The sequence below is a fragment of the Dokdonia sp. Asnod1-B02 genome, assembly GCF_045063955.1.
Taxonomy (GTDB): Bacteria; Bacteroidota; Bacteroidia; order Flavobacteriales; family Flavobacteriaceae; genus Dokdonia.
This window is the reverse complement of sequence record NZ_JBEFNW010000002.1, coordinates 2,248,467-2,273,566: the sequence shown is the minus strand read 5'-3', so window position 1 is coordinate 2,273,566 and position 25,100 is coordinate 2,248,467. Positions and strand designations below refer to the sequence as shown.

At 36.3% G+C, this 25,100-nt stretch carries 26 protein-coding genes and 1 other RNA gene; 15 read left to right on the top strand and 12 right to left on the bottom strand.

Annotated features, from left to right (window positions below; translation table 11 throughout):
- The first annotated feature begins 5 nt into the window (after positions 1–5).
- Positions 6–1,511, top strand: coding sequence for an aminotransferase class V-fold PLP-dependent enzyme (locus ACJJVU_RS10365; RefSeq protein ID WP_339844715.1), 1,506 nt, complete (start codon positions 6–8; stop codon positions 1,509–1,511).
- Positions 1,512–1,516: 5 nt separating this feature from the next.
- On the opposite strand, the gene ACJJVU_RS10360 is transcribed toward ACJJVU_RS10365, so the two are convergent.
- Complete coding sequence (locus tag ACJJVU_RS10360; protein WP_405225020.1) at positions 1,517–2,422, bottom strand: lysophospholipid acyltransferase family protein; 906 nt, start codon at positions 2,420–2,422, stop codon at positions 1,517–1,519.
- 64 nt (positions 2,423–2,486) lie between these two features.
- On the opposite strand from ACJJVU_RS10360, the gene ACJJVU_RS10355 reads away from it, so the two are divergent.
- The 3 genes from ACJJVU_RS10355 to ACJJVU_RS10345 all read left to right on the top strand — a co-directional run bounded on the left by ACJJVU_RS10355 (position 2,487) and on the right by ACJJVU_RS10345 (position 4,094).
- The gene (locus ACJJVU_RS10355) at positions 2,487–3,119 is read left to right on the top strand and encodes a rhomboid family intramembrane serine protease (protein ID WP_144783869.1); all 633 of its coding nucleotides are present in this window, start codon (positions 2,487–2,489) and stop codon (positions 3,117–3,119) included.
- A gap of 49 nt (positions 3,120–3,168) precedes the next feature.
- Positions 3,169–3,852 (top strand): SIMPL domain-containing protein, encoded by a 684-nt coding sequence (locus ACJJVU_RS10350; protein ID WP_144783871.1) that lies wholly within the window; start codon positions 3,169–3,171, stop codon positions 3,850–3,852.
- Positions 3,853–3,914: 62 nt separating this feature from the next.
- Positions 3,915–4,094: a hypothetical protein gene (locus ACJJVU_RS10345; RefSeq protein WP_405225015.1), complete on the top strand. Its 180-nt coding sequence runs from the start codon at positions 3,915–3,917 to the stop codon at positions 4,092–4,094.
- A 99-nt stretch (positions 4,095–4,193) separates the two neighbouring features.
- On the opposite strand, the gene rluF is transcribed toward ACJJVU_RS10345, so the two are convergent.
- Together rluF and ACJJVU_RS10335 are read right to left on the bottom strand one after the other, a co-directional pair.
- Complete coding sequence (gene rluF, locus ACJJVU_RS10340; RefSeq protein WP_405225012.1) at positions 4,194–4,976, bottom strand: 23S rRNA pseudouridine(2604) synthase RluF; 783 nt, start codon at positions 4,974–4,976, stop codon at positions 4,194–4,196.
- A gap of 96 nt (positions 4,977–5,072) precedes the next feature.
- Positions 5,073–5,267 (bottom strand): cold-shock protein, encoded by a 195-nt coding sequence (locus tag ACJJVU_RS10335; RefSeq protein WP_013752291.1) that lies wholly within the window; start codon positions 5,265–5,267, stop codon positions 5,073–5,075.
- A 250-nt stretch (positions 5,268–5,517) separates the two neighbouring features.
- On the opposite strand from ACJJVU_RS10335, the gene ACJJVU_RS10330 reads away from it, so the two are divergent.
- Together ACJJVU_RS10330 and ACJJVU_RS10325 are read left to right on the top strand one after the other, a co-directional pair.
- On the top strand, positions 5,518–5,757 hold the full coding sequence (locus ACJJVU_RS10330) for a DUF1456 family protein (RefSeq protein WP_013752290.1): 240 nt from the start codon (positions 5,518–5,520) through the stop codon (positions 5,755–5,757).
- 267 nt (positions 5,758–6,024) lie between these two features.
- On the top strand, positions 6,025–6,777 hold the full coding sequence (locus tag ACJJVU_RS10325) for a hypothetical protein (RefSeq protein WP_405225008.1): 753 nt from the start codon (positions 6,025–6,027) through the stop codon (positions 6,775–6,777).
- A 2-nt stretch (positions 6,778–6,779) separates the two neighbouring features.
- Here ACJJVU_RS10325 and ACJJVU_RS10320 read toward each other — a convergent pair whose 3' ends face one another.
- The 5 genes from ACJJVU_RS10320 to ACJJVU_RS10300 are packed head-to-tail and all read right to left on the bottom strand — an operon-like array spanning position 6,780 to position 10,611.
- Positions 6,780–7,955 (bottom strand): THUMP-like domain-containing protein, encoded by a 1,176-nt coding sequence (locus tag ACJJVU_RS10320; protein WP_405225005.1) that lies wholly within the window; start codon positions 7,953–7,955, stop codon positions 6,780–6,782.
- Positions 7,955–9,052, bottom strand: coding sequence for an AI-2E family transporter (locus ACJJVU_RS10315; protein ID WP_298324722.1), 1,098 nt, complete (start codon positions 9,050–9,052; stop codon positions 7,955–7,957). Before ACJJVU_RS10315 ends, ACJJVU_RS10320 begins: the two co-directional genes overlap by 1 nt.
- A gap of 22 nt (positions 9,053–9,074) precedes the next feature.
- Positions 9,075–9,572: a TrmH family RNA methyltransferase gene (locus ACJJVU_RS10310; RefSeq protein ID WP_405225002.1), complete on the bottom strand. Its 498-nt coding sequence runs from the start codon at positions 9,570–9,572 to the stop codon at positions 9,075–9,077.
- A 27-nt stretch (positions 9,573–9,599) separates the two neighbouring features.
- The gene (locus tag ACJJVU_RS10305) at positions 9,600–9,935 is read right to left on the bottom strand and encodes a hypothetical protein (protein ID WP_298324725.1); all 336 of its coding nucleotides are present in this window, start codon (positions 9,933–9,935) and stop codon (positions 9,600–9,602) included.
- Between the two features lie 28 nt (positions 9,936–9,963).
- Entirely contained in the window at positions 9,964–10,611 is a 648-nt protein-coding gene (locus ACJJVU_RS10300) for a DUF4159 domain-containing protein (RefSeq protein WP_298324727.1), read from the bottom strand.
- 238 nt (positions 10,612–10,849) lie between these two features.
- Here ACJJVU_RS10300 and ACJJVU_RS10295 point away from each other — a divergent pair, with 238 nt between their 5' ends.
- The 4 genes from ACJJVU_RS10295 (at position 10,850) to rnpB (ending at position 17,522) form a co-directional block, all read left to right on the top strand.
- Positions 10,850–12,169 (top strand): M16 family metallopeptidase, encoded by a 1,320-nt coding sequence (locus ACJJVU_RS10295; protein ID WP_405224998.1) that lies wholly within the window; start codon positions 10,850–10,852, stop codon positions 12,167–12,169.
- Positions 12,169–14,238, top strand: a complete 2,070-nt coding sequence (locus ACJJVU_RS10290) for a M16 family metallopeptidase (RefSeq protein ID WP_405224995.1) — start codon at positions 12,169–12,171, stop codon at positions 14,236–14,238. The genes ACJJVU_RS10295 and ACJJVU_RS10290 overlap by 1 nt, the downstream gene beginning before the upstream one ends.
- Positions 14,239–14,562: 324 nt before the next feature.
- Positions 14,563–17,142: a phosphoenolpyruvate carboxylase gene (locus tag ACJJVU_RS10285; RefSeq protein WP_405224992.1), complete on the top strand. Its 2,580-nt coding sequence runs from the start codon at positions 14,563–14,565 to the stop codon at positions 17,140–17,142.
- Between the two features lie 58 nt (positions 17,143–17,200).
- An RNA gene (rnpB, locus tag ACJJVU_RS10280) (RNase P RNA component class A) lies at positions 17,201–17,522 on the top strand.
- Positions 17,523–17,651: 129 nt separating this feature from the next.
- On the opposite strand, the gene ACJJVU_RS10275 is transcribed toward rnpB, so the two are convergent.
- Genes ACJJVU_RS10275 through ACJJVU_RS10265 form a run of 3 tightly spaced genes read right to left on the bottom strand, consistent with a single transcriptional unit; the run spans position 17,652 to position 19,643 of the window.
- Positions 17,652–18,212: an RsmD family RNA methyltransferase gene (locus tag ACJJVU_RS10275; protein WP_405224989.1), complete on the bottom strand. Its 561-nt coding sequence runs from the start codon at positions 18,210–18,212 to the stop codon at positions 17,652–17,654.
- Positions 18,209–19,030, bottom strand: coding sequence for a DUF3822 family protein (locus tag ACJJVU_RS10270; protein ID WP_405224986.1), 822 nt, complete (start codon positions 19,028–19,030; stop codon positions 18,209–18,211). Before ACJJVU_RS10270 ends, ACJJVU_RS10275 begins: the two co-directional genes overlap by 4 nt.
- Positions 18,993–19,643 carry a hypothetical protein gene (locus ACJJVU_RS10265; protein WP_405224983.1) on the bottom strand — a complete coding sequence of 217 codons (651 nt, stop codon included), beginning with the start codon at positions 19,641–19,643 and terminating at the stop codon, positions 18,993–18,995. Before ACJJVU_RS10265 ends, ACJJVU_RS10270 begins: the two co-directional genes overlap by 38 nt.
- Before the next feature lie 114 nt (positions 19,644–19,757).
- Between ACJJVU_RS10265 and ACJJVU_RS10260 the strand changes: the two genes are divergently transcribed.
- The 4 genes from ACJJVU_RS10260 (at position 19,758) to ACJJVU_RS10245 (ending at position 23,359) form a co-directional block, all read left to right on the top strand.
- Entirely contained in the window at positions 19,758–21,194 is a 1,437-nt protein-coding gene (locus ACJJVU_RS10260; RefSeq protein WP_298324750.1) for an ATP-dependent RecD-like DNA helicase, read from the top strand.
- Positions 21,195–21,363: 169 nt separating this feature from the next.
- Positions 21,364–21,924 (top strand): DUF4126 domain-containing protein, encoded by a 561-nt coding sequence (locus tag ACJJVU_RS10255; protein ID WP_298324753.1) that lies wholly within the window; start codon positions 21,364–21,366, stop codon positions 21,922–21,924.
- A gap of 155 nt (positions 21,925–22,079) precedes the next feature.
- Positions 22,080–22,799 carry a 3-deoxy-manno-octulosonate cytidylyltransferase gene (gene kdsB / locus ACJJVU_RS10250; RefSeq protein WP_405227499.1) on the top strand — a complete coding sequence of 240 codons (720 nt, stop codon included), beginning with the start codon at positions 22,080–22,082 and terminating at the stop codon, positions 22,797–22,799.
- Positions 22,800–22,804: 5 nt separating this feature from the next.
- Positions 22,805–23,359, top strand: a complete 555-nt coding sequence (locus tag ACJJVU_RS10245; RefSeq protein ID WP_108878734.1) for a 1-acyl-sn-glycerol-3-phosphate acyltransferase — start codon at positions 22,805–22,807, stop codon at positions 23,357–23,359.
- Between the two features lie 76 nt (positions 23,360–23,435).
- Here the strand turns inward: ACJJVU_RS10245 and ACJJVU_RS10240 are convergent, their stop codons facing one another.
- Positions 23,436–23,927, bottom strand: a complete 492-nt coding sequence (locus ACJJVU_RS10240; protein ID WP_405224978.1) for a Dps family protein — start codon at positions 23,925–23,927, stop codon at positions 23,436–23,438.
- A gap of 164 nt (positions 23,928–24,091) precedes the next feature.
- On the opposite strand from ACJJVU_RS10240, the gene ACJJVU_RS10235 reads away from it, so the two are divergent.
- Positions 24,092–25,090, top strand: coding sequence for an SDR family oxidoreductase (locus tag ACJJVU_RS10235; RefSeq protein ID WP_405224975.1), 999 nt, complete (start codon positions 24,092–24,094; stop codon positions 25,088–25,090).
- Positions 25,091–25,100 lie beyond the last annotated feature (10 nt).

The window sequence follows — 25,100 nt, the reverse complement described above, 5'->3', positions numbered from 1 at the left end:
TGATTATGAAAACATTAAATCCTATTAAGTCTAGCGGTAAACTAGAGAATTACTTTACACGCTTTCGCGAAAACATTGTAGGTGTGGATCAATTCTTTACTTCACCTTATGGCACCCAGCGATTACTATATACAGATTGGACAGCCTCTGGGAGACTGTATGGACCTATAGAAGATAAAATGACACGTGATTTTGGTCCCTATGTGGCAAATACACATACGGAGACTACTGTCTCTGGTACTGCGATGACCATGAGTTACCACAAAGCCAAGGATATCATTAAAGAGCATGTTCATGCAGATCAAGATGATGTTCTCATTGTAGGAGGTAACGGAATGACGGGAATGATCAATAAATTCCAACGAATACTAGGATTAAAAGTTCCTGAGAATATAAAAAAGTTTGTAACCGTACCAGAGGAGATAAAACCCATTGTTTTTATCTCTCATATGGAGCATCATAGTAATCAAACTACGTGGCTAGAAACTACAGCAAAGGTTGTAGTAGTGCCCGCAAAGGAGGATGGGCTTTTTTGTATAGAGATGTTTGAAAACGAACTTCTCAAATATGAGAATCACCCGTTTAAAATAGCATCTATAACAGCGTGTAGCAATGTAACAGGTATCCAAACTCCGTATCATGATGTAGCAAGATTAATGCACGCACATGGCGGATTGTGTTTTGTAGATTTTGCTTGCAGCGCACCCTATGTTAACATAGATATGCATCCAGCAAATCCCGAAGAACGACTAGATGCGATTTTCTTTTCGCCACACAAATTTTTAGGAGGTCCAGGATCTTCAGGTGTATTAATTTTTAATAAAGGATTATATAAAAATGTGGTTCCAGATAATCCAGGCGGAGGTACCGTTTCTTGGACAAATCCTTGGGGAGAGCACAAGTATATTGATAATATAGAAGAGCGTGAAGATGGAGGTACTCCAGGGTTTTTACAAACCATACGCACCGCATTATCCATAAAACTTAAAGAAGAGATGGGCGTTGATAATATTGTGAGCCGTGAGCACGAGCTTATAGATATTATCTGGAAAGAACTCAATGAAGTACCGGATATTAATATTTTGGCTAGTAATCACAAAGACAGGTTGGGAGTAATCTCATTTTACATAAGTGATTTACACTTTAACCTTGCTGTAAAAATGCTTAATGATCGTTTTGGAGTACAAACGCGCGGTGGATGCAGTTGTGCAGGTACTTACGGTCATTATTTACTCAACGTAGATCAAAAAACATCTAATTCACTTACCTGCGAGATCGACGCTGGTAATTTAATTCACAAACCAGGTTGGATTAGAATGTCTATACATCCTACACTCACTAACGAAGAGGTTTTATATGCTTGTAGTGCCATTAAAGAACTAGCATCAAACCATAAAGAATGGTCAGAAGATTATCGTTATCAGACGCACTCAAATGAGTATTTACACAAGGATGATGCTGCTACGTCAAAGAGTAGAAGCGAAGCGATAGACCAATGGTTTGAGTTTTAAGAGACTTAGGCCTTCTTTATTTTTGAAAGTATTTCTTCCTTTTTACCTAGAAGTTTAAAACGCTTATGTGTCCATAAGTAGTATTCTGGACGTGCAAGAATTTGTTTTTCTAGCGCTTTCGCGAAAGCGTTAGTAACCTCACCTTCATCAGTTGCTGAAGCATTAGGAGATAGTAACTCAAATGTTCCTCTATAATGACCTCTGCTTATTTTCTCTGTCCCAAAATATATCACGGGTAGAGAAAATTCTTTGGCAATACGTTCAACACCAGTAAAAAAAGGTACTTCATGACCTAAAAATTGAGTCCAATAATGTGCTTTATGATACCTAGGTGTTTGATCTGCGACAAAACCATAAGTACCTACCTTATTATCATTTTCTAGTCGTTGTATGTAGCGCACAGTTTCTTTTGAGTCAATCATAAAGGTATTCCATCGTCCTCTTATTTTTCTAATAAGGTCGTCAAATTGTTTATGCTTAATTTTTTTATACACAGCATAACCAGGATTCTCCATAGAAAGTTGTAGCGCAAAAATCCACTCATAACTAGCATAATGTCCCATCATCAGGCAAGTGCTCAAACCATCTTTATCATACTGAGTAATGAGTTCCTTGTTTGTAAACTGGTAACGCTCTAAGAGATCTTCTTTCTTAATATTCATAGACTTGATCATCTCTAGAAACATGTCGCAAAAATGGCTATAAAACTCTTTTTCAATAGTCTTAAGTTCATCATTAGACTTGTTTGGAAACGTGAGTCTTAAGTTATGTCTCACCGTTTTCTTACGGTAACCTATGACATGATAAACAAGAAAGTAACAACAATCTGAAACGATGTATAAAGCTCTAAAAGGAAGTACAGAGAGTAACCATAAAAGGGGATAGAATAACCAGAAAACGACTACTTTCATTCAGATTTTGTTAAGAAATTGATAGCACAAATATAGCTATCTTTACAAGTAAAACTTAGTATTTATGGCGGATTTACATCCAGTTACAATTGCAATTATCTTAGCAAATGTTTTATTCTCTATGAGTGGTTTTAATAACTACTCTATGTTTGAAAAATACAAATTTAATATAGGTGCTATACGAAGAGGAGAGCAGGTGCGTATGGTATCTTCTGCCTTTTTACATGCAAACACGCAGCACTTATTATTTAATATGCTCACGTTATATTTCTTTGCAAATGCTGTGATCTATACCATAGGTGTACCTAAGTTTTTAATGGTATATCTATCCAGTTTACTCTTAGGTAATATTCTGTCTTATTTTCTACATAAAGATGAATATCATTACTCGGCAGTAGGTGCTAGTGGAGCAGTAATGGGTGTTGTGTACGCTGGTATTCTACTTAACCCAGGACTAGAAATTTACTTTTTACCGGGTTGGGTATTCGGAGTAGGATATATGATTTATTCCATTTATGGTATGGTAAAGCGCAATGATAATATAGGGCATGATGCCCACTTTGGTGGTGCTATTGCGGGTTATGCAATCGCGCTCATCTCGGTTCCAGAGCTCCTAGAAGTTAGATTACCTATTGTGCTTGCGCTTGCAGCACCCATTCTTGTTTTCTTTGTCTTATTTAAAATGGGAAAGATTTAAGAAACTATGGTATCAACTTTGTTATCTTAATTGTCTAAAACAAACAAATATGAAATATCTAACAGCAATATTATTATTTACGGTAATGAGTCTAACTGCACAAACTGATACTATGGAACCACTTGTAAATGTCACAGGAGAAGGAATTGTAAAAGTAATTCCAGATGGCGTGGCGATAAAAGTTCGTGTAGAAACTCAAGGAAAGGAAGCGCAACAAGTAAAGGCAGAAAATGATCAATCTATAGACAAGGTGATTAAGTTTTTACGTTCTCAAGGAATTGATAATAAGTATGTACAAACAGAATACATTAATCTTAATAAAAATTACGATTATAACAGCAAGACGTATAATTACAACGCAAACCAAACGCTCACTATACAGCTCAAAGAATTAAAAATGTATGAGGGTGTAATGACTGGACTTCTTAATTCCGGTATTAATCGTATCGATAATGTACAATTCACATCGTCTAAGATGGATGCTTTAAAGGCAGACGCTCGTATAGCAGCGATAAAGGATGCAAAAGAAAAAGCAACAGCATATGCAGAAGCGCTAGGACAGACTATAGGTAAGGCGGTACAAATAAGTGAGCAAGGCACTTCTTCACCACAGCCACCTATGTATAAAGCAAGAATGATGTCTATGGAAATGGACAACTCAGGAGGAGAAACTATTGCACCTGGCGAGCTTATTATCACAACTAAAATAGCGGTGAGCTTTAAATTAAACTAAGCTTAACTATTCTTAACGACGTGTTAACCATATCATCTAGGGTAGCTCAGTATCTTTAGATTATGAAAAAGTTAGATGAAAACAAAAATAAGTCAGAGCGAGAAAAAGAAATAGAAGCACGCATCGTTAGAGATAATCCCAATCCTATATCCATAGGAAATGGTGTACATCGAGAAGAATCAGATTTAGCTATGAAAGAGGCTAATGATGAGGCGATATTACGAGCTAAGAAAGAACAATAGTAAAAGGCTTTTATAGAAAAAGGCAAAGAATGTATATTCTTTGCCTTTTTTATTTTCTAGATTTTAAGATAACGCTTTCGCGAAAGCGTATTTAAAATATTATCTATTTCTAGAACTTCTTAAATCTTTAAATTTTGGTTCGGCATCTTTTTCTGCCTGTGTCTTCTCAGAATCTGCTACAAGTACATAGATTTCTTTCATTTCATCTTCTGTTATATAGCGCCATTTTCCCTCCTTCACGTCTAGTGAAACATTCATAATCCTGTTACGCTTTAAACGTGTAACCTCATAATCAAGTGCTTCACACATGCGGCGTATCTGGCGATTGAGTCCTTGAGTAAGAATGATTTTAAAAGAAAATCTACTTAACTGTTCTACGTGACAGGTACGTGTTACAGTATCAAGTATAGGTACGCCATTCCCCATCTGTTGAATAAAAGAAGGTGTGATAGGTCTATCTACCCACACTTCGTATTCTTTCTCGTGATTGTTACGAGCGCGTAAAATTTTATTTACAATATCTCCGTCATTAGTTAAAAAGATAAGACCTTCAGAAGGTTTATCTAGTCTTCCTATTGGAAATATACGACTAGGATAATTAATGTAATCAATGATATTATCCTTTTCTACACGTGTATCTGTCGTGCAAACGATACCTACAGGCTTGTTAAAGGCAATATAAACAGGCTTTTCTGTAGGAGCAGAGATGAGTTCGCCATTTACATGAACCTCGTCACCTTGAGAGATCTTTGTTCCCATCTCTGGAATTCTACCATTTATGGTCACTCTTCCTTGCTCAATCAATTTATCGGCAGCACGGCGGGAGCAGTAGCCCACTTCACTTAAATATTTATTTATGCGTGTTTGTTTTCTTTCTTCCATAGAGCTACAAAAGTACTATATAATTGGACAAAAAAAATGCCAGTCGTAAGACTGGCATTGCAAGTTCATAAAAGTGAACTAAAAAGTTATATGTGCTTAGTCAATTACTCTGACGTTTACTGCATTTAATCCTTTTTTACCTTCTTTTAATTCAAACTCAACAGCGTCACCTTCTCTTACCTCGTCGATAAGTCCTGTTACGTGTACGAAGTGCTCTTGGTTTGCTTCTTCTTCATTGATAAATCCAAAACCTTTAGTGTCGTTGAAGAATTTTACTGTTCCTTTGTGCATTGTAATAATTTAAATATGTTAAGTTGCAAATTTACAGTTATTTAATACAGAAACTATTAATTGTAGTTAATTGTTTTAAAATAGTTTTTTATACGCTTTCGCGAAAGCTAAAACCCTTGTAATCGCCATTATATAGCGCTTTGACTAACTAAAAGTTGTATGAAAAAAGTCGCTATTTACTGAAATTAGGTCTCGTATATGATAAAGATTGTCTGTCTAATCTCGTAACTTGCGCTCAAAACCGACAAGTATGGCTCTTACAAACAACGATATCTTTAAAAAATTACGAGTAGCACTTCAATTGCGTGATGATGAAATCATTGAAATCTGTAAACTCGTAGAATTTCAAGTATCTAAGAGCGAACTAGGAGCTATTTTTAGAAATCCTGACCATCCTAAGTTTATGGAATGTGGCGATCAGTTTTTACGTAATTTCTTAAATGGTCTTGTGATACATAAGCGTGGACCGATGCCTCCTAAGAAGAAGTAATTATTCTTCATTCTAGCTATGTAAAACGTTTACCTATTATAGCTCTAGCATTTGTCTAAAGTGTTTTTTATAAGTTCTTAGAGCATTATTTGAGAATGTTAAGTGCTATAGTAAAGCGGCATAAATTTGTTTTTTTACCAAATGCTTTAAAATTTAAAAGCACCAATGGCTACAAGGTTGTAGAACAACGAATTATATAGTCGCTCGTCGAAATTTTAACATTAACAGCGTTGCAATTACTAACTTGGCTCTATAATGAGTTAGTTTATGCGTTTACTGTTTTATATTGCTTTTTGCCTTTTAGGTAATACGGTACTTTCACAAGTTGGAATAGGTACCGCAGACCCTCAAAATGACTTACACGTTAATGGAGGTTTGCGCATAGATGATAGCCCGTTGGGATCAGATGATGATGCTAGGAGTAGATTGCTAGCTAGAGATGCAAACGGAGATATCGTAACTGTACAATCAAGTCAGATAGTTGAGAGTGTTGCAGTCCCTCAACTTGCTTATCAAGCAAAATTTGGGGTTACCACTTCTAGTATCTTTGAAACATGTTCTCCATGTAATTCAAATGACAGTCGTAGGATAGAATTTGTTGATCCAGAAGTAAGCATCAACAACACTTCACTAGTAACTTTAATAGATCCAAGTGCAACAGACGGCGATGAATATTTTCAAATAGAAGCCGATGGAGTCTATAGATTTGAGATTAACACTAACATTACTTTAAGTGGCTCGACAGACTTTTTAATAAATTTACAGCTTGATAACGATAAAGCGACACTAACTGATGAAACAGATAGTTTTAGAGTTTTTGGAGGAATACCCAGAGGAAACGTGCCTGCTGCTCTTTCTTTGCCAATTTATGCTACAGACGTGAGATTTTACAACGCTGGAGATCGTATTACATTAAGTCTATCTATGGCCTATGTAAGCACATCAGGGGGACGAGAGGTGTCTAGTTTAAAACCTATAGGTACTTCTTATATAGGTCAAGTGATCATAACAAAATACTAGAATTAAATTTTACTTGTTTTTATAACAACGAGCTCACTGTTTTCAAGCGTTGTAAAAAATAAGTAAACAGAACCTCCATCTTTAATCTTAAGCTTCTTGCGTATATCTTCTACCTTCATAGGGAAATTACGGGTGGTGATATTTGCCTTATTGATTTGCAGTTCTTTTGCTACTTTCTTTGAGTAGGGTAGTACCTCTAAAATTTCAAAGCGTCTTCCAGCAAAATCTTTTAACTCTGCCGATGTGTAGAGATGTGAGTGTTCATGAAGTTTATCTACTTTAAAATGATCACAAACCCAATGAAAAGCTCCGCTTTTCATAAGTGCAGCATTAGGCTCATACAAATATTTTTGAGGCGCTGCATATGTGGGAGTAGACTCAAAAATTGCAGTATAATCAAATTCAAGTATAGGATCTTCTGAGTCTAAATTAACAACGGTAACTTGAGGAATACTCATTTTTTTAGACGATAGCTTCCACAGTATTTCTTTTACCTCGTTTTTAAGTGCAACAATATGAATTTCGGCAACATATTGTAGTTCTTCTAGTCCTGCAGATATATCTAATAATGGCGCAGTTTTAATCCATAAGCTATCACACTTAGATAGTAATAGATTTTTATATAAAGGAACATTAGGTAGGCAGTCTTTAAGCATAAATACTTTTCCCTTTGCGTCTGTACGTCTTCCAGGGTCTAAGAAAATGGTATCGAACTTCTGCTCAGTTTTAGAAAAGAATTCTATGGAATCACCTACTATAAAATCAATATTAGATTGCTGTAGTGTTTGCGCATTATTTTTCGCGAAAGCGGAAAGCTCACCATTCATTTCAATGTGCGTAACATGCTTTGCTATTTGAGCAAAGTAAAATGCATCAATACCAAACCCACCAGTTCCATCAACAATATGGTTACCTTCCATAAGACTCGCTTTGTAACGAGCTGTAGCTTGTGAAGAGGTTTGCTCTAGGTTAAGTTTAGGTGGAAATAAAATCCCATCTGTTTCATGCCACAGCGGTAATTTACCCTTTGCTTTACGTTTGCCTTCTAGCTGTTGCGCTAGTTCTTGAACGCTTATTTCTTTGAACGGACTACCTTTGAGAATGAATGAGTGTAGTGGTGTTTGCTCATGAAGCTTCAAATAATCAAGCACTTCTGGCTTTAAAAGCATAGTGTTCATTACAAATCTTGTGTAAGTTTTTGAACAATTTTGTATTCACTTAAAAATTCCTTAGAAATCACTTTAAGTGCAGTATATACAGGTACGGCAAGAATCATCCCGAATACCCCAAATAGTAATCCTGCAATAATGATTGCAAGAAATATTTCTAATGGATGTGATTTTACACTATTTCCAAAAACGAATGGTTGTATGATAAAATTATCTACCATTTGTGCAGCTCCATAGCATATAAAAATCCAAAACAGCTTAGGTAATATCACAGTTCTAAAATCCATATTGATATTACTAGATGTCACAAGTAATAACATGACACCTCCACCCACCAGCGGACCGATATAAGGAACTAGGTTTAATACCGCACAAAATAATGCAATCGCAAGTGCATTGTCTATCCCAAAGGAAAGCAAGATAATCGCATAAAGTACAAACATGGTAAACACCTGTATGATGAGTCCTATGAAATAGCGAGATAGCAAGTATTTAATCTTTTCAAAAACACGTAAAAATTTACCTTCATTCCCTCTCCTGGCAAATACTAACAAGCTGTTTACTAAAAGTCTATTGTCTTTTAAGAAAAAGAATGTGATAAAAATAATAGCAAAAATCCCTATTCCTGCAGCTCCTAGATTTCCTATAATACTATTTAGAAACGTTGGTATAATCCCAAAATCAAAGTTCTTTACAAAGTCGGCTTGTTGTACACCTTGTATAATGGTCATTTTATTAATACCAAAGTAGGCGGCAATCTCTCCGTACAATCGATTAATATTCACCTTGACATCATCAAAATTAATCTGACTAAGATGCTGACTCTGATCAATCACCACTGGTATAAACAAGGCGAGCACGCCCATAATAATCATGATGAGTAGGAGAATGGTCACTACGGATGCCCAAGTAGGGCTAAATTTAAGCGAGTAGCGTAAAAACTTCACAATAGGTCTTCCTACTAGTGATAATACTGCAGCTACGGCAAGATAAACGATTACACTTTGAATGGTATATAGCAACCATAGTACCATGAGAACGCCTACTACAACGCCTATTGCTCGTAATATACCTATGCTTATTATTTTTGCTTTGAGTGGTTTCATTTGAGGCTGCAAGATACTATAATTATGACCTTGTAAGTTCATAAAGTGCAATACCTGTAGCTTGTGCTACATTCATACTACTATTAATACCATACATCGTAATATGCGCTATGTTATTGCATTGCTCCAGTGTTTCGTCCGTAATTCCTATGCTTTCTGCACCTATAATTAGAGCAACTTTATCTAATCTAGAAAAATCTATTGTGCTCATCGGTTTACTATTTGATGTGATTTCTAGGGCAATACTAGTAAAGGAAAGGTCATGTAGTTCTTGTAATGTATTTTTTATAGTATCGCTTGCGCGAAAAGGTATTGTCTTTTCTGTATTTCTAGCTGTTTTACGTAAACGGCTACTTCTTGTATCTGGTTGATTTCCGCAGAAAATAATTTCTTTTACACCAAAGGCATCTGCTAGCCTAAAAATACTTCCAGCATTAGCAGGACTTGTCATATGCTCACAGACGAGGATAATCTCTTTATTGTGAGTGGACGGTTTATGATGATTATGGGCGAGTTGCACAGTATAGGGAATTAGGATTGTAGCCGACTATTTATCGTCTACCATTACTTTATTAAAATTATTCGCTTGTTGACTAGCATATGAAAATGCAAGAATAGGAATACTAAATGTTAGGGTTGCTATCCAGCCAAGATTCCATAAAAATATAGTCGATATTATACCTAATAATAAACCTATTGAAACTATTTTTATATCGGGTTTTGCGTGAACTCGATTAACTCTTCTTTTAACTTGGGTTCCACAATGATTACATCTGTCATTTATATGATTGCCGCGTTCTTCTTGTAATTCAAAACGATTGCTAGCTTTAGTATTAAAGCTATTTTCTTTTTTACATGAACTACAGTAATAGTATAATTTCAAAGGTCTAGATTTTTAAAAGGAATATAAATTAGTTCTCAAAAGCATACTTAACAATATTGGCACCCATTTGTAGTGCCTTCTCGCGTACGCTTTCTGGGTCTCCATGTACTTCTGGATCTTCCCAGCCGTCACCTAGGTCTGATTCTGTAGTGAAAAGCACAACGAGTCTATCTTCATAAAAAAGTCCTAGCGCCTGTGGTCGTTTGCCATCATGCTCGTGGATTTTAGGTAGCCCTTTAGGGAATCTATATGCGCTAGAAAATATAGGATGAGTAGCGGCAAGTTCTGTAAGTTCTTGCTCTGGGAATATTTTTTTAAGTTCCTTAGGCAAGTACTCAGCCATTCCATAGTTATCATCGATGTGCAAGAAACCACCACTTATAAGGTAATTGCGCATGTTTTCTACATCATTATCTGTAAAAAGAACATTTCCATGTCCAGTCATATGCAATAGCGGATATTGGAATATGTCTGTACTACCAGCATCTACAGACACAGGAGTAGAATTCATCTTCGTATTGATGTTTTTATTACAAAAAGTAATGAGATTAGGTAAAGCTGTTGGGTTACTATACCAGTCTCCACCTCCTTTATACTTGAGCACTGCTAGATTTTGCGCTTTCGCGAAAGCGAACATAAATAACATGATAACAAGTGCGAGAATACTACGCTTCATAGAGTTTTTCATAAAAAATAAAAATAGTGAATACCAAAATGATGGAAGTCCTAATTAACAAGAAAGTTAAACAAGAAAGGTAAAGTCCTCTTAATTAGTGTTATTCAAATGATTTTGTAGGAATTTAAGCACAAATACCTTGTAATTCGTCAAATGAGTATATAAATTTACTCCTGTAAAGTTGTAACAATTTTATCTTGCTGCGACTTACATACTAACAATAACTTTAAAATCTAATATGAAAAAGAAAATGTATGCTTTAGCAGCTCTTTTGTTAAGTGGCGTTGCCCTTAATGCTCAAGAGGTTAGCTTTGAAGAGTATGATCTTGACAATGGAATGCACGTTATTCTTCACCAGGATAATGGCGCTCCAGTAGTAACAACATCTGTAATGTATCACGTAGGTGCAAAAGATGAAGATCCAAGTAAAACTGGTTTTGCTCACTTTTTTGAACACTTACTTTTTGAGGGTACAGAAAATATTGAACGTGGTGAGTGGTTTAAGGTAGTTTCTTCAAATGGAGGACAAAACAATGCAAACACGACACAAGACAGAACGTATTATTACGAAGTGTTTCCTTCTAACAACCTAGAATTAGGTCTATGGATGGAATCTGAGCGTTTATTACACCCAATCATCAATCAAATAGGCGTAGATACTCAAAAGGAAGTAGTGCAAGAAGAAAAACGTTTACGAGTGGACAATCAGCCATACGGACGTTTTCAAGAAGTAATAGGGAAGATGCTTTTTAAGAAGCATCCATACCGCTGGACAACAATAGGATCTCTTGATCACCTTGCTAGTGCAACACTAGAAGATTTTCAAAAATTTAGCGATACCTATTATGTGCCAAATAACGCAGTCTTGGTTGTAGCTGGAGATATTGATCTTGCAGAGACTAAAGAGATGATTAATAAATACTTTGCGCCTATCCCAAGAGGTAAGGATATTGCACGTAGCACTTTTAAAGAAGATCCTGTGGTACCTGTAAGAGAGAAGTTTTATGATCCTAATATCCAGATTCCTGCGATATTCTTAGCTTACAGAACTCCTGCTCAAACAGAAAAAGATGCTTATGTATTAGACATGGTATCATCTGTATTAAGTGATGGTAAAAGCTCTAGACTTTACAAGAAACTTGTAGATGACCAGAAGAAAGCATTACAAGTATTTGCTTTTAGCGGTGCTCAAGAAGATTACGGTTCTTACTTAATAGGAGCGTTACCTCTAGGCGAAAACTCTCTAGAAAATTTAATAACAGAAATGGATGAGGAGATTGTAAAACTTCAAACAACGCTAATATCTGAAAGAGATTATCAAAAACTTCAAAATAAATTTGAAAACCGTTTTGTAAATTCTAACAGTAGTGTAGAAGGTATTGCAAATTCACTTGCTCGTAACTACATGTTATATGATGATACTAATCTTATTAATACAGAGATTGATATTTACAGATCTATAACAAGAGAGGACATTAAAGCAGCTGCTATAAAGTACCTCAAAGAAAATGAGCGTGTAATATTAGAGTACTTACCAGAATCTCAAAAAGAAAATTAATGAAAAAGCATATTATATTAGGTGCACTATTAATGCTAGCAACTGCTGGTTATGCACAAGTAGACAGAAGCATACAACCTAAGCCAGGTCCGGCTCCTGAGATTAATTTAAAAGATCCAATATCTTTTGAGCTCAAGAATGGCCTCAAAGTAATGGTTGTTGAAAATAAAAAATTACCTAGAGTATCTATTCAACTTACGATGAATAATCCTCTTATTGTAGAAGGAGATAAGGCAGGCGTTGCTTCCCTTACGTCATCTATGCTGGGTAAAGGTTCTAAAAACATTGAAAAAGATGTTTATGAGGAAGAAGTAGATTACTTAGGAGCAAACATAGGTTTTGGTTCTCAAAGTGCATTTGCTAGCGGACTATCAAAGTATTTTGAGCGTCTTATAGAACTTACAGCAGATGCTGGTATCAATCCTAACTTTACACAAGTAGAGTTTGATAAGGAAAAGGAGCGTCTCATAGAAGGTTTAAAATCTAATGAGAAAAGTGTAAGTGCAATTGCAGGTCGTGTACAAAGCGTTCTTGCTTACGGTGCAGATCACCCTTATGGAGAATTTACTACAGAAGAGACGGTAAATAATGTAACTCTTGCAGATGTAAATAAGTTTCACTCAGATTACTTCAGACCTAATAATGGATATTTAATCATTATAGGTGATGTAGATTTTGATAATGTAAAGAAGATTGTAACGAAGAACTTTAAGAGCTGGAAAAAAGGAAACATTCCTGAAACGCCATTCTCAGAGCAAGGAAATGCATCTACTACAGAAATCAATTTCATAAACATGGATAACGCTGTACAGTCAGAAATTGCTGTTCAGAACACTGTAGAATTAAAAATGACTGATGCAGATTATTTTCCTGCATTGATTGCAAACAACATCTTAGGTGGTGGTGGAGAAGCTCGTCTTTTTAACAACTTACGTGAAGATAAAGGTTACACGTACGGTTCTTATTCTAGAATAGGATCTAACGAGAAAACGGTAACACGTTTTAGCGCTACAGCAAGTGTACGTAACGTAGTTACAGATAGCTCTGTGGTTGAGATTGTAAAAGAGATTAATCGCATGGGATCTGAGCCAGTATCTGCCGAAGAGCTTGCAAATGCAAAAGCGAAGTATACTGGTAATTTTGTACTAGCGTTAGAGCGACCACAAACTATCGCAAACTATGCATACAATATTGAGAGCAAAGGACTTCCTAAGGATTTCTACAAAAATTACCTTTCTAATATTGATAAAGTATCTCAACAAGACGTGCAGAATGCTGCAAGTAAATTGTTTAAAGGAGATAATGCTAGAATCGTAGTTACTGGAAAAGGTAGCGAGGTAATTGATAACCTCAATAAGGTTGTTATTAATGGTAAAGCTGTACCTGTAAAGTACTATGATGTATATGGTAAAGCAATTGCAAAGCCAGAATTCAAGAAAGAACTTCCTGCAGACTTAACGGTAAATAAAGTGCTTGAATCTTACATTGCTGCCATAGGTGGTAAGGATAAGATTGCTGCAGTAAACTCTGTGTATATCAAGGCACAAGGTACTGTGCAAGGTATGACGTTAGATTTTGAGCTTAAAAAGACTACCAAAGAGCAATTTGTACAGAACATCATGATGGGAGGTAATTCTCTTTCTAAGCAAGTGCTAGATGGTGAGACCGCTTATATGGTAGCACAAGGACAGCGTAAAGACCTAGAAGGTGATGATATTGCCAAAGTAAAAGCAGAATCTTCTCCTTTTCCAGAAGTAAACTGGTTAAGTGGTGGAGCTACTCTAGAAGGCATGGAGAAAGTAGATGGTGAAGATGCTTATGTTGTAAAGGTTGATGGAGGTAAAATGGCTTATTACAGTGCAAAAACTGGACTTAAACTTCAAGAAGTTTCTGTACAAGAAGCACAAGGTCAAACTTTCAAGACTACGATCGTTTATAGCAAGTACCAAGATGTAGGAGGAATCATGTTTCCATTTACATTGAGCCAGTCTTTAGGCCCACAAGCTATAGAGTTTAATGTTACAGAGATCAAAGTAAATGAAGGAGTTTCAGATGCAGATTTTGAGTAATCATTAATCACATAATTTTAAAAAGGTCAGCGGTTGCTGGCCTTTTTTTATGCTCTTAATTTCCCTTGCACATTGTTATAAACTCCTTATTGCTACTTTACTTCTCAGAATATTCAAAAAAAGCTGGAAGTATATGGTTTTACGCTTTCGCGAAAGCGTAATAATAACCCATCAAAAAAGAGAAATTATAAATTTTACGATGTATTAATTGGCTATTTGCTAATGAGGTTGACTCATAAACGAGTGTAATTATGAGATTCTGAAATTTAACAACCCTATATAGTAAGTGAAAAGTGATATGTACTTTTAATAAAAATAATACCCATGTCTAGAGAACCAAAAATTGAGAGATTTAATACAAATGTAAAGTCAAAATATGAAGTGTACAACGCTATATTTATGACACTTCCCTTTGACGGTATTTCAAATACAGGAGTACTTCTACCGCTTTTTCATTCTATTTGTAAAGCAGGATATGAAGACAATAAAAATCCTTCTGAAATCATTGAGTACTTTTTTGAAAGATACATGAGAGATGCTTCGGCAAAGGAAAGGGAAGATTTGCTGTTTAAATTTATACAATATATAGAGCGTCAAGTGGTACTTTTTGATGCGATAGAGGATGCTTCATATCGTATTGTAAACAATATGGACGGACGCGGAACACTGCGTAACATAAAGGAAGAAGCAGAGGCAACTGGTAAAAAAGAAGAGCTTATTGCTTACTTAAATACTTTTAAAATAAGACCAGTACTTACTGCACACCCTACGCAGTTTTATCCAGGAGTGGTGCTAGGTATTATTAATGATCTTAGTGAAGCAATACGAGAAGACCGTCTAGAAGACATAAAATCATTACTGGCTCAACTAGGAAAAACACCTTTCTTTAAGAAAGAAAAACCTACACCTTATGATGAGGCAGTAAGTTTAATATGGTACCTAGAAAATGTGTTTTACCATAGTGCCGGTGCTATTTATGATTACTTACATAAACACTTAATACAAGACGAAGCTTTTAGTAACTCACTAGTAGACCTAGGTTTTTGGCCAGGTGGAGATCGCGATGGTAATCCATTTGTGACTACAGCAATCACGCTTAAAGTTGCACGTAAATTACGCAGCACCGTACTAAGAAATTATTATCGCGAACTAAGACAACTGCGTCGTCGTATAACTTTTCAAGGTACAGAGGAACTTCTGGGATCATTAGAGGCTGCGTTGTATAAAGCGATTTTTGTAGAAGGTAAGCCAGAGATTGATCAAAACCATATTCTTACCGTTCTTAAAGAGGTGCGTGATGTAGTAAGAGATAAGCATCAAAGTTTATACTTAGACCATATAGATAGCTTAATTCATAAAGTAGAATTGTTTGGGTTGCATTTTGCCTCCCTAGATATAAGACAAGATAGTAGCATCCATAAAATTGTGTTTGAAGAAATAGTAGCACATGCTCAGATAGATGGTAAAGCTATATTTCCAGAGAACTACTTGAGTCTAGATGACGAGGCGCAGATAGCGTTTTTAAATGATGTTTCTGGCTCCTTAGATCCAGATAGTTTTAGTGAAGAGGTTGTCACAAAAACACTAGGTTCTATTTATGCAATGAAAACCATTCAAGAAGAAAATGGAGAAAAAGGCTCCAACCGTTATATCATAAGTAATTCACAAAGTGCATTGCATGTAATGCAGGCGTTTACTTTTTTAAGACTATGTGATTGGGATATGCCTACTGCAGATGTTTCCCCACTTTTTGAGACCGTTCCAGATTTAATTGCTGCTCCAGAAGTGATGGAGGCGTTATATACAAACCCAACATACAGTGCGTATTTAAAGCGTCGTGGCATGCGACAGACTATCATGCTAGGCTTCTCTGATGGAACCAAGGATGGTGGATATCTCATGGCAAACTGGAGTATCTTTAAAGCTAAAGAAGCGATGACTGCCATGTCTAGAAAATATGGGGTTACTGTAATCTTCTTTGACGGTAGAGGAGGACCACCTGCACGTGGAGGCGGAAAGACACATCAATTTTATGCATCTTTAGGGCCAAAAATTGAAGCCCAAGAAATACAACTTACAGTACAAGGACAAACCATCAGTTCAAATTTTGGGACATTGGATTCATGTCAATATAACCTGGAGCAATTATTAAGTAGTGGTGTTGCAAATGAAGTTTTTGCTTCTGCAAATAATGACATTACAGATACTGATAGAGCAACACTAGAAGCACTAGCTCAAAAGAGTTATGAAGCTTATACAGCTTTTAAACAGCACGATAAATTCTTGCCGTACCTAGAGCGTATGAGTACGCTTAAGTATTATGCAAAAACAAATATTGGTAGTAGGCCAAGTAAGCGTTCTCAGAAGTCTACGCTAGATTTTGGGGATTTAAGAGCAATTCCTTTTGTGGGCAGTTGGAGCCAACTTAAACAAAACGTTCCAGGATTTTATGGCGTAGGTACTGCGCTGGCTTCTTTTGAAGAAAAAGGAACACTTCAAGAGGTAAAGGAGCTTTATAAGAATAGTTCATTCTTCCGTACGCTGCTTGAAAATAGTATGATGAGTCTTACCAAGTCTTTCTTTGGCTTAACCGCTTACATGGCAGATGACGAGGAGTTTGGTGCTTTCTGGAAGATTCTATTTGATGAATATGAGCGTAGCAAGCGATTAATGCTTGAAGTGTCAGGACTCAAGGAGTTAATGGAAAATGAGCAAGCTGGTAAAGCATCCATACAAGAAAGGGAGCGCATTGTATTGCCCCTTCTTACCATCCAGCAATATGCATTGAGAGCTATACAAGAAATGCAAAAATCTGGAGAACAATCAGATAAGCTTGCTGTGTATGAGCAAATGGTGACGAGATCATTATTTGGTAATATTAATGCGAGTAGAAACTCGGCATAAAAAAGCATCATAAGGGAGTAATGCGTTGCTCCCTTATAATAGTTAGAGTACCTTTGCGCCAGCAGGCCGCCTTATTGATCCAGCAATGGATAGGAAAGTCCGGACACCAAAGGATAGCATAGCGGCTAACGGCCGTCACGCTAAATTTATTTTTAGTGGAGGACAAGTGCAACAGAAAGAATGTACAGGTAATGCTGTAGCGAACCCAGGTAAACTCTATGCGGTGCAATGTCAAGTATACTCACAGTTAAGTGCGATCCGCGCGTTGTGGGAGGGTAGGCAGATAGAGGTTACTAGTAATGGTAATCCCAGATAAATAATAAGGAATCTCTAGAATCATCTAGAGTGAACAGAATCCGGCTTATAGGCCTGCTTTTTTTAAGATTTCACAAGCTTTTTATAACAAATAAATCCCGCTAGTTGCGGGATTTATTTGTTATACTATATGTTGTTACGCTTCCCGAAGTGAATTTGGGACGAGTCTTGTGAAAGCGTGCTTATATAAATTGTTATTCTTCTTCGTCGCTTTCTGGCATTTCAAAAAAGCTGAAGGCATTTCCACCATAATTACGTGTTTGTACATAATTAGGAAATGAGTCCATTTTAGTATATTTTCCGTGTTCTATGATCAAGGTGCCATCTTGATCTAGCAAATTTTGTTTAAAAACAAGCGTTGCTATTTTTTCAAAATCTTTAATGTCGATGTCGTAAGGTGGATCTGCAAAAATAATATCATAAGTGCCTCTTGCACGCTCTAAATACTTAAATACGTCACTTTTTATAGTTTGAATTGGAAATTCAAACTCCTCTGCCGTTTTATTTATAAACTGCACACAACCATAATTTGCATCTACGGCTGTAATCTGGTCTGAGCCGCGTGAGGCAAACTCATAACTTATATTTCCTGTACCAGCAAAAAGGTCTAAAACCCTAAGCTGGCTCATATGGTAATTGCTTCTCAGAATATTAAACAATGCTTCCTTTGCCATATCTGTGGTAGGGCGTACGGGTAATTTTTTTGGAGCAGCGATGCGGCGTCCTTTATATTTTCCTGAGATTATTCTTGTCATAGTAGTGTTGCGAGTAGGGATTGAGATCTTGTGAAGCTGGTAGACGGACTATCTTTAATAATAAGATGTCTGATGTACGTATGTGCTATACTATAAAATTCGTCATCCTTTTCTATAGTACCTGTAAGTGTTACAGGTGTATTTTCTGGATTGAGTTCTAGTTGCTCTAGAGTGAAGAGTAGGTAATATATAAAATCTTCCTTGGCGCGTATCTCAAACCTATTAATAAAAAGTAGTTTTTTATTCTTTACAACGCCCATCTCAAAATACGAGCTTTGTAAATTTATTAATACTTGAGCTTCTTCATTATTAGAATACTCCGTAAGAAGATGTTTTGCAAATATTGTCGTACTGTGATAATATTCAAACGATCCAAAAGTGTCAAAGAAGAAGTTGTTTATGTTTGAATACGGCACGTAAACATTGATAAGATCATAAAAATCTATGGTGTCGTGAGCTATATAATCAGTACTTAAAATCTTTGTATTAAACTTAAGATAGTCTGCTGCCTTCTCACTATCAAATAGCGCCTGTGGGACAAGTGTAAACAATTCGTTAGCATATACCACAGTAACCTTAAAAAAGGGTTGTGCGAGCGCCTCTATCTCTTTGAAAGCCTTTTCTATCTCAACAAGTAGGGTGGTAGGATTCACGTTTTCGCGAAAGCGTACTACCTCTGCATCCTTTACGTCCTTAGAATGGATATGTTGAGTAAAAAAAGAAAGTCCATCCAAATGTATTTGGATGGACAGACTATATAATGAATTTGTATGCTTGCTATTAGTCATTAGCACCGTAACTCTTAGGCCAGTTACCATTTGTGTTAATAGAAACCATTGACCCTACAGTTAAAGCATCACCATTTACACCGTCTACAGATACAATTTGCTTTTCTTTTTGAAGATAGTCTTTATCTTGATCTGCAAGTAAAATATCCTTTTTTATAGATATTTCAAAAACAGGATACATTGTGTTACTTTTTTCAATTTCTCCAGCGTCCATTGTATACTTTGCATCGATTCCTTCAATAGGAACATTGATCATTGTCTTATAACGATCTGAACCTTTAAATAAAGAGTCCTTTATAGATTTAGTACCTAATGTATCTGTAACAACAATTTCTTTAAAAGTATCTACACGGAAACGCTTAGTTTTTTCTACATCAAGTATAGTTGTATCTCTACGTTGAGTTATTGTGAACTCAGCTGTGTCTATAAAACGAACTAGTTTGTCAAAGTCTTTTTCATATTTACCTGTTACAGTTTTATGAGCTAATTGAGTCTGACGTAAGTCTCTCATATTGGTAATAGCGGCCTTATATCGCTTTTCTTTTATTTCATTAAATTCTACCTCTCCCCAAACTGCGTTAAAAAGAAGGTAACCTAAAGCGGCAATTACTACCCAAAGTACAAGCTGTATTACTAGTTTCATGTAATGATGTTTAAAATTAGTTATGGTTAGGAACAAATCTACAATTTTTTTTTACACACAAAAATTTATTATCTCATTTTTCATTATGTAATTTGCGAGCATTCTCAACCTCCTATGATTAAAGAACCCAGAGCATTCTACAAGCAGCTAGTTAAAGACTTTGTACACACACCTACTTTAAAGCAAGACAGGCTGTTAGAGCAATTGTCTACTTTTCTATTTGACACCTCTAAGGATAAAGTGTTTGTTCTTAAAGGGTTTGCAGGTACAGGTAAAACAACAGTAATTGGGACTGTAGTTAAAAATTTATGGCAAGCTGGCATGACATCTGTGCTCATGGCACCTACAGGAAGAGCGGCAAAGGTGGCGAGTAATTACAGTAAAAAACAAGCCTATACCATCCATAGAAAAATTTATTTCCCCAAAAAAGAGCGTGGAGGCGGCGTTTCTTTTAGTCTGCAACCCAATAAGCATAGAAACTGCATTTTTATAGTTGATGAAGCATCTATGATCTCTGATAGGGCTGCAGAGTCTAAGTTTTTTGATAATGGGTCACTACTGGATGATATGATGCAATACATTTATAGCGGTCATAATTGTAAGCTCATTCTGGTAGGTGATGAGGCGCAGTTACCACCAGTAAAGCTTGATATGTCACCTGCACTTGACATTAATTTGCTTTCTATGCAGTATAATAAAAACGTAGAGACCATACAGCTTGATGAAGTAATGAGGCAAGCAGAGGATAGTGGTATCTTGATGAACGCAACCGCTTTAAGGGAGCAACTCTCTGAAGAGTTTTATGAAGATTTTAAATTTGACATCGCAGGATTTACAGACGTGGTGCGACTTATAGATGGTCATGAGATTATGGATGCCATCAATGACTGTTATAGTAGCGTAGGTACAGAAGAGACAGCCATCATCGTACGGTCGAACAAACGAGCAAACTTATATAATCAGCAAATAAGAAACAGAATTCTATTTCAAGAAGAGGAGATATCTGCTGGAGATCACTTGATGGTTGTAAAGAACAACTACTTCTGGATTGATGCAAAAAGTGATGCTGGATTTATTGCAAACGGTGATATTGTAAAGGTGCTAGAAATTCTAGCAATTAAGGAACTCTACGGTTTCCGTTTTGCAGAGGTAAAAGTGCAAATGGTAGATTACCCACAGATGCAACCTTTTGAAACTGTTGTTATGCTTGACGTACTTACCCTTGAGACGCCAGCACTTCCTTATGAGCAAGGTGACACCTTATACAAGGAAGTTCAAAAAGATTATGCAGATGAAACTTCTAACTACAAACGTTTCCAAAAAATAAAGAATAATAAATTCTTTAATGCCCTACAGGTTAAATTCTCCTATGCAATCACCTGTCACAAATCACAAGGTGGACAGTGGGATAATGTTTTTATAGAGCAACCCTATCTTCCTGACGGGATGAATAAAGATTATTTGAGATGGTTATATACAGCCATCACACGATCTAAAAGTAAGCTGTACTTAATAGGCTTTAAAGATGATATGTTTGTAGAAGAGGCTTAAGTTGTAGTTCCTTTGGAGCTATTTCCCGCTTTACGTTACAATTCCTCATTACGGCTACGCCAGCTCTTGCGGGATTTTCACTGCAATCGGGGCTAGGGGATAGGTTAGTTCGTTGGCACTTTTCTTTTTCATTCTTACCTTGTGCACATTATTAGTTAAGTTTACCATTATGAGTTTTGAATTAATTGTAAGTATTATTCTAGGATTTTCTCTGGCGGCATCTGCAGGCTTTAGAGTGTTTGTCCCTTTATTAGTTTTGAGTCTCTCGGCTCATTTTGGCTGGTTTCCTGTAAACAATTCATGGGAATGGGTGGGGAGTGTTCCCGCATTAGTCTTACTAGGAGTAGCCACAATTTTTGAAATAGGAGCTTATTTTATTCCTTGGGTAGATAATATCTTAGACACTATATCGGTGCCACTTGCTGCAGTAGCAGGTACATTGTTAATGGTAGCAACGATGGGAGATATGGATCCTACCATCACTTGGGCACTTGCCATTATTGCTGGAGGCGGAGCAGCGGCAGCAGTTTCTGGCACTACAAGTGCTACAAGATTAGGAAGTACTGCAACCACTGGTGGACTCGCAAACCCGGTAATCGCTGGTACAGAAACAATTGCTGCGACTACAGTCTCTGTGGCAAGTATATTTTCTCCTATTTTGGCACTAATTCTCGTATTGTTATTAGTGGGCTTAGTTTGGAAGGTAATTCGTCGTCTTAGAAGAGCATAGCTTTTGTACTCTTTTCACTAACTTCGCTACTTGTTTTGAGGTGACGTATCACGCTTTCGAGAAACTCGTCCCGAATTCACTTCGGGAAGCGTAAACACATCCTTTGTAATTTTCTAAAAATATCTTTTTTGAGTAAACAACTTAAAATTATAGCCATGATTCCTGCTCGCTATGCAGCCTCACGTTTCCCAGGCAAAATGATGAAGGATTTGGCTGGTAAGCCAGTAATTGTGCGCACTTACGAGAGTACTGTGGCAACGGGACTTTTTGATGAAGTATTTGTAGTTACTGATAGTGAGGTTATTTACAAAGCGGTAGAAGATGCTGGAGGTAAAGCAATCATGAGCATAAAGGAACATGAGTGTGGTAGCGATCGTATTGCAGAAGCTGTTGCAAGTCTTGATGTAGATATTGTGGTAAATGTACAAGGTGATGAGCCTTTTACTACACGAGAAGATCTTGCACCGGTACTAGATGTATTCTATGGTGACGATGCAGATCAAATAGATCTTGCAAGTGTAATGATGCCCATGACAGATGTATCTGAAATTAAAAATCCTAACAATGTTAAGGTAATAGTAGATAACGCAGATTTTGCTCTGTATTTTTCTAGATCTCCTTTGCCTTACGTGAGAGATACTACAGCTGGAATAACGACCTACAAGCATAAGGGAATATATGCTTTTAGAAAGCAAGCTATTTTAGACTTTGCTTCTATGAACATGACACCATTAGAAAAAGCAGAAAAGATAGAATGCATCCGCTTTTTAGAATACGGTAAAAAGATAAAAATGGTACGTTCTTCCAAGCTAGCCATAGGAATTGATACTCCAGAAGATCTTGAGAAGGCAATAAAAATTTATAAAGATTTATAAAAGTTATGGGATTTTTTAAATGGATATATAACGATGTTATAGGCTGGAAAGCAATAGGTGATTTTTCTCAAGATACTGTAAAAAAAGCAGTGGTAATCGCTGTGCCGCATACCAGTTGGCATGACTTCTATATGGGGATTTTATTACGAAGCGCACTTGATGTGAAAATAGGTTTTATAGGAAAGAAAGAACTGTTTAAGTGGCCTATGGGTCTTCTTTTTAAGGCAATGGGAGGCGCACCTATAGACAGAACTCCAGGTCAAGATAAAGTACAGTCTATCGCAGATGTCTTTAAGGATAAAGAAGAATTTAGACTTACAATCGCTCCAGAAGGAACGCGTAAGAAAGTTGATAAACTAAAAACCGGCTTTTATTACATAGCACTAGCAGCAGAAGTACCTATCATTATGGTAGCTTTTGATTTTGGCAAGAAAGAGCATCGTATTTCTAAACCATTATATCCATCTGGAAATATTGAGGAAGATATGAAAACTATCTATGCATTTTTTAAAGGAGCAGTAGGGAAGGTGCCTGAGTATAGTTTTACTCCAGAGGAATAGAAGAATTGTTACAGACGTAAAAAAGGCTCAATTACAAAATAGTAATTGAGCCTTTTTAGTAACATATGTGTGAAACTTATGCTTCAGTGTATGTTCCTGCTGTTTTCTTTCTCCATGCATCCAGCATCCAGCTTGTTTTTTCTAATTCACGTATATATGCTCCAATGAGATCAATAGTTCCCTCGTCACCAGCGTCATCTGCTTTATTCACAACAGCACTTAGCTGTTTTAAAATAATTCCATGATCTTCAAGAATGTTATCGACCATATCTCTATCTGATAAATCTGATTTTGCCTCTTTAATGCTTGATTTTTCTAAGTAGTCAGAAAGATTACTAGTAGGTGCAAATCGTAGTGTAAGAATACGCTCTGCGATTTCGTCAATTTTTAATTTTGCATCATCATATAATTCTTCAAATTTAATATGTAAATCAAAGAAATTTACTCCTGAAATGTTCCAGTGAAAGTTACGGAGCTTTTGGTAGTACACGTGGTAATCTGCAAGTAGCGTGTTGAGTTCATTTACTGTATGTTTACTCTTTTCTGTATCTAAGTTCAAATAATTCATAGTTTTATTTTTTGGTTTATGTAAAGCTACGAATGCATTTAAACCTACTAAGGCGCTGGTATAGGGTTTAATATAAGTTTAACCCGATATGCTAAGGTTATGGTAAAATAAACATAGTTCTCTAGACAGTCGAAATACTTTATATTTGCTCAAAATTTTTTTTTATGATTGATAGTGTATATTCTCAAGTCGAGGGAATGAAGGTGTTAGTAACTGGCGGAGCTGGATTTATAGGTTCAAATATTTGCGAGGTATTGATTGAGAATCGAGCAATTGTTACTTGTTTAGATAATTTGGCTACAGGCCATAAACATAACCTTGATGCTGTTATATCAAATCCTAACTTCACATTTATTGATGGTGATATTAGAGATATCGAAGTATGTGAGAACGCTGTTTCTAGCTGTGACTATGTACTTCATCAAGCAGCATTAGGCTCAGTGCCAAGATCAATACAAGATCCTGCAACAAGTAATGAAGTAAATGTGGGCGGTTTCTTAAATATGCTTATAGCGTCTAAAGATAAAGGGGTAAAGCGTTTTGTGTATGCTGCCAGTTCTTCTACTTATGGTGATTCTCAAGGCTTACCTAAAAAAGAGGATTTTATAGGAAAGCCATTATCACCTTATGCTATTACAAAATATGTAAATGAATTGTATGCAGATGTATTTCACAAAACATATGGATTGGATTGTATAGGGCTTCGATATTTTAATGTTTTTGGTCGTAAGCAAGATCCTAATGGAGCGTATGCAGCTGTTATTCCTAAATTTACAAAATTATTAATGGACCACGAATCACCAGTTATGAACGGTGATGGTACTTTTTCTCGTGATTTCACGTATATTGACAACGTAATTCAAATGAATATCAGAGCAATGCTCACCGAGAGTGAGGAGGCAATTAATACAGTTTACAATGTTGCTTACGGAGAAAGAACTGATTTAAACGAACTTGTTAAGATTCTAAAAACTGAATTAAGTCAGTTTGATAAAGATATTGCAAACGTTGATGTGAAATATGGCCCAAAAAGAGCTGGGGATGTTCCACATAGTTTAGCAAGTATTGATCGCGCAAGGAGTAGAGTAGGGTACGACCCACAATTCAGTATTAAAGATGGACTCAAAGAAGCAATGGCGTGGTACTGGAAAAATTTAAAATAAAGTTTTTTGC

Coding starts and splice junctions, on each gene's coding strand:
- ACJJVU_RS10235 (WP_405224975.1), top strand. CDS start 24,092: ATGATTGATAGTGTATATTCTCAAGTCGAGGGAATGAAGGTGTTAGTA.
- ACJJVU_RS10275 (WP_405224989.1), bottom strand. CDS start 18,212: ATGACAAGAATAATCTCAGGAAAATATAAAGGACGCCGCATCGCTGCT.
- ACJJVU_RS10345 (WP_405225015.1), top strand. CDS start 3,915: ATGAAAAAGTTAGATGAAAACAAAAATAAGTCAGAGCGAGAAAAAGAA.
- ACJJVU_RS10265 (WP_405224983.1), bottom strand. CDS start 19,643: ATGAAACTAGTAATACAGCTTGTACTTTGGGTAGTAATTGCCGCTTTA.
- ACJJVU_RS10245 (WP_108878734.1), top strand. CDS start 22,805: ATGGGATTTTTTAAATGGATATATAACGATGTTATAGGCTGGAAAGCA.
- ACJJVU_RS10270 (WP_405224986.1), bottom strand. CDS start 19,030: ATGGTAACTGGCCTAAGAGTTACGGTGCTAATGACTAATAGCAAGCAT.
- ACJJVU_RS10325 (WP_405225008.1), top strand. CDS start 6,025: ATGCGTTTACTGTTTTATATTGCTTTTTGCCTTTTAGGTAATACGGTA.
- ACJJVU_RS10260 (WP_298324750.1), top strand. CDS start 19,758: ATGATTAAAGAACCCAGAGCATTCTACAAGCAGCTAGTTAAAGACTTT.
- ACJJVU_RS10290 (WP_405224995.1), top strand. CDS start 12,169: ATGAAAAAGCATATTATATTAGGTGCACTATTAATGCTAGCAACTGCT.
- ACJJVU_RS10320 (WP_405225005.1), bottom strand. CDS start 7,955: ATGAACACTATGCTTTTAAAGCCAGAAGTGCTTGATTATTTGAAGCTT.
- ACJJVU_RS10335 (WP_013752291.1), bottom strand. CDS start 5,267: ATGCACAAAGGAACAGTAAAATTCTTCAACGACACTAAAGGTTTTGGA.
- ACJJVU_RS10300 (WP_298324727.1), bottom strand. CDS start 10,611: ATGAAGCGTAGTATTCTCGCACTTGTTATCATGTTATTTATGTTCGCT.
- ACJJVU_RS10295 (WP_405224998.1), top strand. CDS start 10,850: ATGAAAAAGAAAATGTATGCTTTAGCAGCTCTTTTGTTAAGTGGCGTT.
- ACJJVU_RS10365 (WP_339844715.1), top strand. CDS start 6: ATGAAAACATTAAATCCTATTAAGTCTAGCGGTAAACTAGAGAATTAC.
- ACJJVU_RS10255 (WP_298324753.1), top strand. CDS start 21,364: ATGAGTTTTGAATTAATTGTAAGTATTATTCTAGGATTTTCTCTGGCG.
- ACJJVU_RS10240 (WP_405224978.1), bottom strand. CDS start 23,927: ATGAATTATTTGAACTTAGATACAGAAAAGAGTAAACATACAGTAAAT.
- ACJJVU_RS10360 (WP_405225020.1), bottom strand. CDS start 2,422: ATGAAAGTAGTCGTTTTCTGGTTATTCTATCCCCTTTTATGGTTACTC.
- ACJJVU_RS10285 (WP_405224992.1), top strand. CDS start 14,563: ATGTCTAGAGAACCAAAAATTGAGAGATTTAATACAAATGTAAAGTCA.
- ACJJVU_RS10355 (WP_144783869.1), top strand. CDS start 2,487: ATGGCGGATTTACATCCAGTTACAATTGCAATTATCTTAGCAAATGTT.
- ACJJVU_RS10315 (WP_298324722.1), bottom strand. CDS start 9,052: ATGAAACCACTCAAAGCAAAAATAATAAGCATAGGTATATTACGAGCA.
- ACJJVU_RS10350 (WP_144783871.1), top strand. CDS start 3,169: ATGAAATATCTAACAGCAATATTATTATTTACGGTAATGAGTCTAACT.
- ACJJVU_RS10330 (WP_013752290.1), top strand. CDS start 5,518: ATGGCTCTTACAAACAACGATATCTTTAAAAAATTACGAGTAGCACTT.
- rluF (WP_405225012.1), bottom strand. CDS start 4,976: ATGGAAGAAAGAAAACAAACACGCATAAATAAATATTTAAGTGAAGTG.
- kdsB (WP_405227499.1), top strand. CDS start 22,080: ATGATTCCTGCTCGCTATGCAGCCTCACGTTTCCCAGGCAAAATGATG.